At 70.6% G+C, this 11,593-nt stretch carries 13 protein-coding genes; 7 read left to right on the top strand and 6 right to left on the bottom strand.

Annotated elements, in window-relative coordinates:
• Positions 1–241 precede the first annotated feature (241 nt).
• Positions 242–607: a DUF2255 family protein gene (locus tag FBY41_RS16355; RefSeq protein WP_141845354.1), complete on the top strand. Its 366-nt coding sequence runs from the start codon at positions 242–244 to the stop codon at positions 605–607.
• A 149-nt stretch (positions 608–756) separates the two neighbouring features.
• Here the strand turns inward: FBY41_RS16355 and FBY41_RS16350 are convergent, their stop codons facing one another.
• Positions 757–1,560, bottom strand: coding sequence for a GAF and ANTAR domain-containing protein (locus tag FBY41_RS16350; RefSeq protein WP_141845353.1), 804 nt, complete (start codon positions 1,558–1,560; stop codon positions 757–759).
• A 118-nt stretch (positions 1,561–1,678) separates the two neighbouring features.
• Here FBY41_RS16350 and FBY41_RS16345 point away from each other — a divergent pair, with 118 nt between their 5' ends.
• The 4 genes from FBY41_RS16345 to lepB all read left to right on the top strand — a co-directional run bounded on the left by FBY41_RS16345 (position 1,679) and on the right by lepB (position 3,988).
• On the top strand, positions 1,679–2,086 hold the full coding sequence (locus FBY41_RS16345) for a hypothetical protein (RefSeq protein WP_221629323.1): 408 nt from the start codon (positions 1,679–1,681) through the stop codon (positions 2,084–2,086).
• 81 nt (positions 2,087–2,167) lie between these two features.
• Complete coding sequence (locus FBY41_RS16340; RefSeq protein ID WP_141845352.1) at positions 2,168–2,839, top strand: DUF6766 family protein; 672 nt, start codon at positions 2,168–2,170, stop codon at positions 2,837–2,839.
• 90 nt (positions 2,840–2,929) lie between these two features.
• Positions 2,930–3,523, top strand: coding sequence for a DUF6448 family protein (locus tag FBY41_RS16335; RefSeq protein ID WP_141845351.1), 594 nt, complete (start codon positions 2,930–2,932; stop codon positions 3,521–3,523).
• A gap of 12 nt (positions 3,524–3,535) precedes the next feature.
• Positions 3,536–3,988, top strand: a complete 453-nt coding sequence (gene lepB / locus FBY41_RS16330) for a signal peptidase I (RefSeq protein ID WP_260439916.1) — start codon at positions 3,536–3,538, stop codon at positions 3,986–3,988.
• Here lepB and FBY41_RS16325 read toward each other — a convergent pair.
• The 5 genes from FBY41_RS16325 to FBY41_RS16305 form a co-directional block, all read right to left on the bottom strand.
• Positions 3,945–4,622: a Crp/Fnr family transcriptional regulator gene (locus tag FBY41_RS16325; protein WP_141845349.1), complete on the bottom strand. Its 678-nt coding sequence runs from the start codon at positions 4,620–4,622 to the stop codon at positions 3,945–3,947. The two genes, lepB and FBY41_RS16325, sit on opposite strands and share 44 nt — an antisense overlap.
• 247 nt (positions 4,623–4,869) lie before the next feature.
• Positions 4,870–5,787, bottom strand: a complete 918-nt coding sequence (locus tag FBY41_RS16320; RefSeq protein WP_141845348.1) for an NAD-dependent epimerase/dehydratase family protein — start codon at positions 5,785–5,787, stop codon at positions 4,870–4,872.
• A complete protein-coding gene (gene trxA / locus FBY41_RS16315; RefSeq protein ID WP_141845347.1) occupies positions 5,784–6,137 on the bottom strand; it encodes a thioredoxin in 354 nt (117 codons plus the stop codon). The genes FBY41_RS16320 and trxA overlap by 4 nt, the downstream gene beginning before the upstream one ends.
• A 66-nt stretch (positions 6,138–6,203) precedes the next feature.
• Entirely contained in the window at positions 6,204–6,413 is a 210-nt protein-coding gene (locus FBY41_RS16310; RefSeq protein ID WP_141845346.1) for a heavy-metal-associated domain-containing protein, read from the bottom strand.
• A 109-nt stretch (positions 6,414–6,522) separates the two neighbouring features.
• Complete coding sequence (locus FBY41_RS16305; RefSeq protein ID WP_141845345.1) at positions 6,523–7,965, bottom strand: MFS transporter; 1,443 nt, start codon at positions 7,963–7,965, stop codon at positions 6,523–6,525.
• Between the two features lie 278 nt (positions 7,966–8,243).
• Between FBY41_RS16305 and FBY41_RS16300 the strand changes: the two genes are divergently transcribed.
• Positions 8,244–9,266 carry a hypothetical protein gene (locus FBY41_RS16300; protein ID WP_141845344.1) on the top strand — a complete coding sequence of 341 codons (1,023 nt, stop codon included), beginning with the start codon at positions 8,244–8,246 and terminating at the stop codon, positions 9,264–9,266.
• A gap of 27 nt (positions 9,267–9,293) precedes the next feature.
• On the top strand, positions 9,294–11,576 hold the full coding sequence (locus FBY41_RS16295; RefSeq protein WP_141845343.1) for a heavy metal translocating P-type ATPase: 2,283 nt from the start codon (positions 9,294–9,296) through the stop codon (positions 11,574–11,576).
• Positions 11,577–11,593: the final 17 nt, after the last annotated feature.

Genomic DNA, 11,593 nt, shown 5'->3' with positions numbered 1-11,593 from the left:
CCCGCCACTGGCGGTAACTCTCACTGTGCCCATTCGATCAGAGGTGCACCCCAGGCGAGAGGCGATCGCGGAAGTCGTGCCTGCCACCACACGGCGAGCGACGTCTCGGCTCGGCCGGGGACTCCCTCGTCCGCTGCTCAGCGGGTTGACTGGATGCCATGAGAGCGAGCCACTACACCGGCGGGCGGGCGGCATTCGCGTCGTCTGCCTTCGACGCTCCGTCCTCCGAGAGGGAGATGCCATGAGCAGGTGGGACCCCGACCGCCTCGCCGTCGTCGACGCCGACGAAGAGATGACCGTCGCAGCACACCGCCCTGACGGAACGCTCCGCACGCCGCGGATCGTCTGGCAGGTCATCGTCGACAACGGCCTCTGGATCCGTTCGGTCCGAGGCGCCTCCGGCGGCTGGTACCGGGGCGTACGGCGCACCGGCACCGGTCGCATCGAGGCCGGCGGCGCCACCATCGACGTCACCTTCACGCCTGACCAGTCGCATGACGACGCCATCGACCGCGCCTACCGGGAGAAGTACGGCAACGGCAGCGCCGTGCGCGCGATCACCAGCCCTCTGGCACGCGCGACAACCTTGCGCGTCGAGCCGGCCTGACCCACAGCAGTTCCACACTCCACCAGGAGAGGACCCGAGATGCAGGTCGAGGTCCGCTGGACGGAGGGTCTGGTGCCCCCCGAACGAGGAGCACTGGCACGTCACCTCCCCCGGCTCCTTCATCACGGCGGCGCACCGGCGCCGGCGTGTCAGGGATGGAGTCTCGGGGCGAACTCCCCGGTCTCGGCGAGATCACGCGCCAGCTCCACCAGCTTCCGGTTGGAGTTCTGGCTCGCCTCGCTGAGCTCCCGGAAGGCTTGTTCCGGTGTCATCTTGTAGCGCTCCACGAGAACGCCGATGGCGAGCCCGATGTCCCGGCTGTTGCCGAGGGCGCGTGAAAGGTGGTCGGCGCGCTCCGCAGCGAGCGAGGCATCGACGGCGACCGCTGCGAGGTCCGCCAACTCCGTGGCGCGCTGGATCGCACCCTCGTCGAAGGCGCCGGGGGTGGCGGCATACAGGGTGAGCACCCCGAGCGTCTCACCGCGCAGGTGCAACGGCAGCGAGAGGACCGACAGCACCTCCGTGTGCGCCAGCATCTCGGCGGAGTAGTCGGCAAACCTCGCCTCGCACGAGAGGTCGGGGCAGTGCACCACCTCGCCGGAGCGGAAGGCGAGGATGCCGGGACTCGCGCCCGCGGCAGCGGCGATCTGTGCCGTGAGCACGGCCAACGACGCGTCGGTGGCGGCGGACAGTCGCGCGGGGCGGTCTCGGACCTCGTCCATCACAGCGGCCGCTGCCCACCCACACGGCACCGCGACGACCGCGGAATCGAGGATGTCAGCCAGGGTGCCCGTCACGCCCTCGGTCTCGACGAGCCGCCGTGTCAGCTCGGTCAACGGCTCGTCGATGACATCCTCCAGCCGGGCGGGAGGCACTCCGGCCCCCGAGGCGCTGGAGGCGGCAGGTCTCGGGGCCTGGGCCCCGGTGCTGGTGTCGTCGGCTGCGATGGCCATGGCTCCATCTTGTCACCGGTCACGCCACAGGGCAGGCGAGCAGGAGGTGCTCAGTCGCCCGGGCGACTTCTTCGTCCCGAGGTGCGTCGGGACCCGAGGGACGGGGTACGGGCCGGACGTGCACGCAGCCCCGCTGTCCGGCCTCCTCGCCACCCTCGTCGGCGCCGCGGCGCTGAGCGGATGCTCCGGCCAGGGCAACCCGGAGGTCGATGCTGCGGGCGCTGCGGCCCTGAGATTCAGCTCCGTCGCACCGACCGACGCGGCCACCGCCTGCAGCCTCCTCGCGCCGCAGACGGCCAGTGAGCTGGAGCAGGGGTCGGGCAGCTGTGCCCGAGGGCTCTCCGACGCGTCCCCGCCTGCGGGAGGAGGTCTGCGTGAGGTGGAGGTCTACGGTCTCGACGCCATGGTCCGACTGGACCGCGACACTGTCTTTCTCGCGCGCTTCGAGAAGGGCTGGAAGGTGACCGCCGCGGGGTGCACGCCACGGCCCGACGGTCCGTACGAGTGCGACATCAAGGGAGGCTGACGTGCGGGCCCTCTTCATCGGCTTCCTCGTCTTCATCGCGAGTGGGCTGGCCTACTGCATTGCCATCGGGCTGGTGCACCGATGAAGCGGCTGCGTGACCACGGTCTGAGCCTCGCGTTCACGACGCTGCTCCTCGCTGCGCTCGTGGGCCAGGCCCTGACAGGTCGGGCCGACTACAACGAGCAGGCTCTCGGGGCGGGACTGCCGCAGATGGATCTCGGCCAGTACGTGACGTCCTCACAGTTCACCGTCGACGTCGCCGAGAACTGGCAGTCCGAGTACCTCCAGTTCCTCCTCTACATCCTCCTGACGGTCTGGCTCGTGCAGAAGGGCTCGCCGGAGTCCAAGCCACTCGACAAGGTCGGGCGCGAGACGGACGAGGAGCAGAAGGTCGGCGCCTACGCGATGGACGACTCGCCGGCATGGGCCAAGGCCTCGGGCTGGAGGCGATCGCTCCTGTCCCGGTCGCTCGGCCTGACGATGGGCCTGATCTTCCTGCTCTCGTGGCTCGCCCAGTTCATTGCGGGCCGCAGCGCGTTCAACGCAGACCAGATCCAAGGGCTCGAGGCGCCGGTCGGCTGGGGGGAGTACCTGGCCTCCCCCGACTTCTGGAACCGAACCTTCCAGAACTGGCAGTCCGAGTTCCTCGCCGTGGGAAGCATGGTGGTGCTGAGCATCTACCTGCGGGAGCGCGGCTCACCCGAGTCGAAACCCGTCGGGCAGCCGCATACCTCGACGGGTGTGGAGGGCTAGCAGTCGAAGCCCGCAGAGTTGATCCCCGTCAAGGACGGGCAGCCGCCTCCGGCCTAGTTTGGAACCACTCAGCGAACGGAGGAACCCCAGATGTTCATCAACCGCATCATCACCAGGCTCTCCGCTATGTGGCCGGTCACCGTGCAGGCCCACTGCGACACCGCCGAAGGTCCGGCGGTCACCGACGGACGCAAGGCGTTGGAGACGGGCAACATCAACTACGCCCTGAAGTGGGTCCCTGCCGACGGTGAGGCCGAGGTGCGCGACGTCTTCGACAAGGTGCTGAAGGTTCGCGGCCTCGGTCCGGTCGCCGCCGACGTGGCGGATCGGCTCTTCCTCGAGACGTTGGTCCGCGTCCACCGGATGGCCGAGGGTGCCGGCTTCACCGGCATCCAGCCCGCCGGCACCCGGATCGACCCGGTGGTCGAGGCCGCGGACGAGGCGATCGCGTCGGGGTCGGACGCGGACCTGCTGCTCATGGTGGCACCGGAGCGCCGCATCGAGCTCCATCGGAGGTTCCAGGCTGCGCTGGGCCTCAGGGACTTCGACGTGGACGACCTCGAGGCTGCTCGGCGCTACATCGCCGCGTACGTCAGCTTCTTCACGTACACCGAGGGTGAGGAGCACGACCAGCACGCGCAGGTGAGCCCCGGTTCGACCGAGCACCACAGCCACGCGCACTAGGACGCTGGTGTGATGCGCGTGGTCAGGGTGGCCGGTGAGTCCATGGCCCCCACCTACCGTTCGGGCGACCTGCTGCTCACTCGAGGCGTTGGGTGGTCCCGGCTGCCGCGGAGGGGCGAGGTCGTGGTCTTCCGGCACGGTGGGGCCCGGATGCTCAAGCGTGTTGCAGGGGTCCCGGATGACCGTGTGGAACTCGAGGGCGGCCGCCTGTTCGTCAACAGCGAGTCCGTCGATGGGCGGCCCCGGATCCCGGGCGCCTACACCGCGGCATGGCGGGTGCCGATGGGCAGCTACTTCATGTCTGGTGACAATCCCCATGTCTCGGACGACTCCAGGGTCTGGGACGAGCCGTTCGTCCCGGTGGCCGACGTCGACGCGGTGGTCATCCGACGACTGACCGGTGCACGCCGCCACGCGGGCCTCAGACCAGGTGGGCTGCCCGCCGCAGCCGATCTGGTTGGGTGATCGCGACCGAGCGGCCCGGGCCGATCGAGATCAGCCCTTTGTCGGAAAGGCTCCTCAGGGACCGGCTGAGGCTCTCCGGGGTCGTGTCGAGCAGGGCGGCGACGTCCTTCTTGGCCAAGGGCAGGGTAACGGTGGCAATGCCGCCCCGCCATGAGCCCGGCAGGCCGAGCAGGTAGTCGGCTACGCGGCTCTCGACGTCGTGCGAGGTCAAGGAGCTGAGCCGCTGTTCGGCGTCGGAGAGTCGGGCGCTGACCGTGGCCAGCATCCGCAGGGCAATCTGCGGGTGCCGGTTGATCAGGGTCCTCAGGTCGTCGTGGCGGAACACGCAGAGCTGGCAATCGTCCAGTGCCATGGCGTGGTCCTCAGGTGCCCGGTCCGTGAACACCGACGCCTCGCCGACGAACTCGCCGGGCCCCAGCACGCGGAGGAGTTGTTCAGACCCGTCTGAGGAGACGCGATAGATCTTGAGGTGCCCCGTGTGCAGCACGATGAGACGCGACGGGCCACCACCGGCCGAGTACGCGAGCTCGCCGGCCGCCAGGCGGATCGGATGCGCCAGCCCCGCCACGCGTCGTTGGTCTTCCGCCGACAGCCCGGCGAAGACCGGCACACGCGAGACGCAGGTGTCTCCCATGACCTGAGTCTAGGAACGAAGGGAGGGAGCCAGCCCGCCTGCCTCGACTACCGTCACCACACCGAGTTGGGGACGGTGCGTGAGCGCGGAAGGCCGGGCTTCCAGGACCGAGACCGGGACTCGCGGCCCGATGCTGTCGCCACACTGGTCCTTGGAGCAGTCGAAGCAGTCGGGCGAGCACACCTTTCCAGCCGTATGCGGTGTGGCGCGGTCCCGTCGGCCGCGCCACACCGCTGGTGCCGGCGGCTCAGCCCACCTGCAGTCGGCGGTAGGACCCGTGGGCGAGGTCCTCGAGCGCGTTCGGGTGCCGAGGCTGCCAGCCCAGAGCGTGTCGGGTGCGTACGGCGGAGACCACCTGGTCGGTGGCGAGCGCCTCCGCGAACGACTGGCCGAGGGCCGCGGCCGCCTCCGTGAGCGACCACGGCCGGGTGCCGCTGACACCTGCGGCGACAGCCACTGAAGCCGCGAGGTCGCGCGTGTCCACACCCTCGGACACGCCGTGGAAGATGCTGCGGGCGGCTCCGTCGCGCAGGGCCAGGACGAAGAGCTCGGCCAGGTCGTCGACGTGCACCATCGGCCAGCGCACCCGCTCCTCCCCGACGTGGAGCGCCTCGCGGTGCTGCTGGGCAAGGTCAAGGAGCAGCGCCGGGATCCCGCCAGCACGCCCATGCGCCACGCCGGGGCGGATCACCATGCCGCGCACGCCCTCATCCGCCGCGGCCAGCACGCGTTCCTCCAGCCTGTGGCGGTAGCCCACGAGTGCGAGGGGTCTCGGGGGCGCGTCCTCGTCGAAGGGTTCCGCACCCGCTGGGGAGGGCCCCAGCACCCAGACCCCGCTGGTGTAGAGGAAGGGTCGCCCAGAGCCGCTGAGCTGCGTGATGATCGCTTCGAGCGCGGCGAGGTCGGCGGCCTCGTTGCCCAACGGCGTGGCCAGGTGGATCACCGCGTCGACGTCAGGTGTCACCGCCGCGCGGAGCGAGTCGGGCTCGCGCAGGTCGCCGCGCACCGTGTCGCCATGGTGCACCGGAGTCGTCTCTGCCCGCTCGCGGGTGAGGGCGACGACATCGTGGCCGGTTTCGACGAGGCGTTCGGTGACTGCTCGGCCCAGGTAGCCGCTTGCTCCGATGACGAGCACGTGTGGGTGGGCTCCTGCGCCGAGGCTCATCGCGTCCCTCCCTTCGTGAGGGTGCCGCCCAGGAGCTTGCCCAGGTCGGCCTCGAGGGCGTAGCGGGGCTTGGCCCCGTGGATCGTTCCGATGACCTCGCCCCCGCGGTAGAGGTTCATCGTGGGCATCCCGGTGATGCCGTAGCGCGCTGCGGTCACGGGGTTGTCGTCGACGTCGAGCTTGACGACCCGGAGCGTGTCGGGGTTGTCGGCGGCGATCGCGGCGAGCACGGGGGCGACCTGCAGGCAGGGGCCGCACCACGGTGCCCAGAAGTCGACGAGCACGGGGGTGTCGGACTGCAGCACCTCCTTCGCGAAGTCGGCGTCTGTGACGTGCTGGAGCTCGGTCATGGCTTTCCTTTCAGCGGTTCGGGGAGGCACCGGGTCCGGCGGCTGGCCGCCGCCGGACCCGGCTGGTCAGTGGTCGGCGAGGGAGTAGCCGGCCTCGGTCACGGCGGCCCGCACGGCGGACTCGTCGACCGGGCCGGCGCTGGTGACGGTGACCGCGCCGGTGGCGAGGTCCACGGCCACGTCGCTCACGCCCGGGATCTGCTCGATCTCCTCGGTGACCGAGGAGACACAGTGGCCGCAGGTCATGCCGGTGACGGTGTAGGTGTTCTGACTCATCGGTTTGTCCTCCTGTGGGAGTGGTGGATGGTGACGGTCCTCGCGGACCGCCGCACGCCACGGTTGCGGCGTGGGTCTGAAAGCCCGGGCTCGCCGAGGCGTTGGCTTCTCAGCCCTGGACGGGCTCAGAGACGGGCTCGGAGACCGTCTCGGAAACCTGCTGCGGCGCACCGGTGCGCAGGAAGGCTGCGGCGGCCAGCGCCCCGACCAGCGCGATGATGGCTGCGCCGACGAAGGCCGCCGAGAAGCCGTCGGTGAGCGCCGACCGGTCACCGGTCTCGCCCGCCCCGGCCGCGGCAGCGATTGCCGTCATGGCGGCCAGTCCGAGAGCCGAGCCGACCTGGTAGCTGACGTTGACGATGCCGGAGGCGAGACCACCCTCCTCGGGACGGGCGGAGCTGATGGCTGTGCCGAGGGAGGGGATGAAGGCCAAGCTCATTCCTAGTGCGGCCACCAGCGACGCGGGCAGCACGTCTACCCAGAAGGAGCCGTCGGGCCTGACGAGGGAGAGCCAGCCCAGGCCCGCGGCCAGCAGGAGCATGCCGGAAACGATCATGGCCCTGGGGCCGTACGCGGACATGGCCTTGGGTGCCAGCGCGATCATCCCGACCATGATGAGCGCGGTCATCGGCAGCAGGGCCGCCCCCGACGGGAACGCGCTGTAGCCGAGCACCTGCTGGAGGTAGAGGTTCAGGAAGAACCACATCGGGATCCAGGCGCCACCGAGGAGCAGCTGCGCGAGGTTCGCCGCGCCGAGGTTCGGCGTGCGGAAGATGCCAAGCCGCACCAGCGGCTCACGACGCGAGGCCTGGACCGCGACGAAACCGACCAGGAGGGCGGCTGCCACGGCCAGCGCCACCCAGGTGGACGCCGATCCCCAGCCGACCTCGGGAGCGCGCACGACGGCATACACCGCGGCGCCCAGGCCCAGCGTCACCATGAGGGCGCCGACGACGTCGACCGAGCCACGGCGTGCGCCACCGGCCGGCAGGAGCGCCGGCGTCGCCAGCAGGACCAGCACGGCGATCGGCACGTTCACGTAGAACACCCATGGCCACGACAGGTACTCGGTGATGATGCCACCCAGGAACACGCCGACCGTGCCCCCCGCCGGCGCGGCAGCGCCGTAGAGCGCCAGGGCCTTCGTCAGCTCCTTGGGGTTGGCGCCGAACGTCATCATGAGCAGCGTCAGCGCCGACGGTGCGACCAGTGCCGCACCCGCGCCCTGGACCGCACGACCCGCGAGCTCCGCCGCCGGGCTCCCCGCCGCGCCGGCGAGGACGGACCCGGCGAGCAGGACGGCCCAACCGGTGGTGAAGACCTTCCGCGCTCCGAACAGGTCGGACAGGCGGCCGCCGAGGAGGAGCAGGCCCCCGAAGGCCACGACGTACGCGTTGAAGACCCAGGACAGGTCCTCCTGGGTGAAGCCGAGGTCCACCTGCATCTCAGGCAGGGCGACCCCGATGATCGAGGTGTCCATGATGACCATGAACTGGGCCGCGGCGATGAGGGCGAGGCCCTTCCAGCGCCGCGACGCGGTGGTGGTGCTCATCTCTTTCTCCTAGTCGTTGACATGACTGCCGGGGCAGTGTCTGGTTGTATACCCCATGGGGGTAACAAGAAGAAGGCTGCCGGACGCCGTTTGTCGATCGCTGTCCAAGTGCTGTCTGTTCCGTTGCGGTCAGGTTGATTTGGGCTGTCCGCGCATCCGGGTGGCTTGTTCCGGCGTCATGTGACACATACCGTACGGGGGTATCTACAGACCACGGGCAACGGCGCGTCACCCCCAAGAGCACTCGCTCGCTGCCTGACCTGCACGAGGAGGAAGTCATGAAGCCAGTCACCACCATCGGCGTCTTCGCGTTCGCCCTGGCCGCGGTCTTCACCGGCGGAGCGGTCGCCGGCAGGGCTCTGGAACCCCGGATCGAGCCGCTCGGCGAGCCCGTCACCGACCACCGGAGCGGCTCCGGCGACGACCATGGAGCCAGCCTTGGCGCCGGCGACGATGCGACCACCGACCCACAGGGCTCGAGCGGGGTTGGCGCACCACGGGACGTGCCCGGCGGCGTGATGGTCTCCGCCGCCGGCTACCGCCTGCAGCTGGCCGCCGAGACCGTGCCGGCATCCCCGGCAGCCACCATGTCCTTCACGATCCTGCGCCAGGACGGCTCGGCGTTGCAGGACTTCACCCCGGCGCACGGCAAGGAGCTCCACCTGATCGTGGTGCGTCGCGACCTCGGCGGGTACCAGCACCTTCACCCGGTCCGAGACAGCGCCGGGACGTGGTCGAGCCCGGTGAACCTGTCGGTGCCTGGCGCCTACCGGGTCTTCGCCGACTTCGTACCGGCAGCGGGCGACCCCGTCACCCTCGGCGCCGACCTCGCGGTACCCGGCGACTACCGGCCCATCCCGCTGGCACCCGCGACCGCCACGGCGACCGTCGGCGACTACACCGTCCGCCTGACCGGCCGGCTGGCACCCGGCCAGGACTCACCGGTCACGCTCTCGGTGCTTCGCAACGGCACGCCGGTGAGCGACCTCGAGCCCTACCTCGGCGCCTACGGGCACATGGTGGCCCTCCGAGCCGGCGACCTCGCCTATCTCCACGTGCACCCGGCAGGCCACCCGGGCGACGGGAACACCCTGCCCGGCCCGCGCGTGGACTTCGCCGCCACCGTCCCGAGCACCGGCACGTACCGCCTCTACTTCGACTTCAAGCACCGCGGAGTGGTGCGCACGGCGGAGTTCACGGTGCCCGCCGGCGCAACGAGCACGCGTGGCGCGTCGCCGACGCCCGCCGCGACACCCACACCCGGCACAACAGGCCACACGGCCGCATCACACGCCCACTGAACCGTGTCCTCGAGAAAGGAAGACACCATGAGCACCACGCAGGACACCGCCCACGTCGTCGACGTCGGCCAACCGGTCGAGCTGTTGATCGGCGGCATGACCTGCGCCTCATGCGCATCCAGGGTCGAGCGACGGCTCAACAAGCTCGAGGGCGTCACGGCCACGGTCAACTACGCGACGGAGAAGGCCCGCGTCGTCGTCGGCCCCGGCGTCAGCACCGCGGACCTGCTGGGCGCCGTCGAGCAGGCGGGCTACACCGCTCGCCTGCCCGGGCCACCCCGCGACGACCACGTCCGCGACAGCGGCACCTCCCGCGACGAGGACGAGCCGGTGCGGCAGCTGCGTCGACGGCTCGTGGTGTCGGCGGCACTCTCGCTGCCCGTCGTTGCGCTCGCCATGGTGCCCGCCTGGCAGTTCACCTACTGGCAGTGGCTCTCCCTGACCCTCGCCGGCCCCGTCGTGGTCTGGGGAGCCTGGCCGTTCCACCGGGCCGCCTGGGCCAACCTGCGCCACGGCGCCGCGACCATGGACACCCTCGTGTCCGTCGGCACCCTCGCCGCGCTGGGGTGGTCGCTCTACGCCCTGTTCCTCGGAGACGCGGGGCTCCCCGGCATGACGCACCCCTTCGAGCTCGCCATCCGTCGCACCGACGGCTCCGGGAACATCTACCTCGAGGCGGCCGCAGGCGTCACGACCTTCATCCTCGCCGGCCGCTACTTCGAGGCCCGCTCCAAGCGGCGTGCGGGGGCCGCACTGCGCACTCTGCTCGAGCTCGGCGCCAAGGACGTCGCCGTGGTCCGTGGCGGTGCAGAGACACGCATCCCCGTCGACCAGCTGCAGGTGGGCGATACCTTCGTCGTTCGCCCGGGCGAGAAGATCGCCACCGACGGCACCGTGGTAGAGGGCTCCTCGGCGGTGGACGCGTCCATGCTGACAGGTGAGTCGGCGCCCGTCGAGGTCGGTCCGGGCGATGCCGTGGTCGGGGCGACGGTCAATGCCGGCGGGCGCCTGCTGGTCACCGCCACCCGGGTCGGCACCGACACCCAGCTGTCGCAGATGGCGCGCCTGGTCGAGGACGCCCAGAACGGCAAAGCCGCTGCCCAGCGGCTGGCCGACAGGATCTCCAGGGTTTTCGTGCCGATCGTCATCGCCCTGTCGGTCGCGACGCTCGGTTTCTGGATCGGCACAGGCAGCGGCGCCTCGGCGGCTTTCACGGCCGCCGTGGCTGTCCTCATCATCGCCTGCCCGTGCGCCCTCGGCCTCGCCACCCCGACCGCGCTCATGGTCGGGACCGGTCGCGGCGCCCAGCTCGGCATCCTCATCAAGGGTCCGGAGGTGCTGGAGTCCACCCGCCGGGTCGACACGGTCGTCCTCGACAAGACCGGCACCGTCACCACAGGGCGGATGACGCTCGTCGGGGTGCGCGCCGCCGACGGCGAGGACATCGACGAGGTGCTGCGGCTCGCCGGGGCGCTGGAGGACCACTCCGAGCACCCGGTCGCCCAGGCGATCGCGAAGGGCGCCACTGCGGCCCTCGGTGCGCTGCCGTCGACAGAGGACTTCGTCAACATCGAGGGTCTCGGGGTCCAGGGCATCGTCGACGGGCACGCGGTCCTCGTTGGCCGTCCGCGCCTGCTGAAGCAGTGGGCGCAGGAGCTGCCTCCCGAGCTCGAGGCTGCCATGGCGTCGGCGGAGAAGAGCGGGCAGACGGCGGTGGCCGTCGCCTGGGACGGGAGAGCGCGTGGAGTGATCGCCGTGGCCGATGCCGTCAAGCCGACGTCCGAGCAGGCGATCAGGCAGCTCAAGGCGCTCGGCCTCACGCCCGTGCTGCTGACCGGGGACAACCAGACGGTGGCGCGGGCGGTCGCGGCGGCCGTCGGGATCGACGAGGTCATCGCCGAGGTGCTGCCCGCTGACAAGGTGGCCGTCGTCAAGCGGCTGCAGGAGCACGGGAAGGTCGTGGCCATGGTCGGCGACGGAGTCAACGACGCCGCCGCCCTGGCCCAGGCGGACCTCGGGCTGTCCATGGGCACCGGGACCGACGCCGCCATCGAGGCCAGTGACCTCACTCTCGTCTCCGGCGACCTCCGGGCTGCTGGAGACGCCATCCGGCTCGCCAGGCGCACGCTGGGGACCATCCGCGGCAACCTGTTCTGGGCGTTCGCGTACAACGTCGCCGCGCTGCCGCTGGCGGCGGCCGGGCTGCTCAACCCCATGATCGCCGGTGGCGCCATGGCGTTCTCGTCCGTCTTCGTGGTCTCCAACAGCCTGCGGCTGCGTGGCTTCCGTTCCGCCGCGAGCGCGCGGTGAGGACGATCGACGTACGA

This window comes from Humibacillus xanthopallidus (assembly GCF_006716675.1).
In the GTDB taxonomy this organism is placed as follows: Bacteria; Actinomycetota; Actinomycetes; order Actinomycetales; family Dermatophilaceae; genus Humibacillus; species Humibacillus xanthopallidus_B.
The sequence above is the reverse complement of the archived record's forward strand: the minus strand, read 5'-3'. Positions and strand labels throughout refer to the sequence as shown.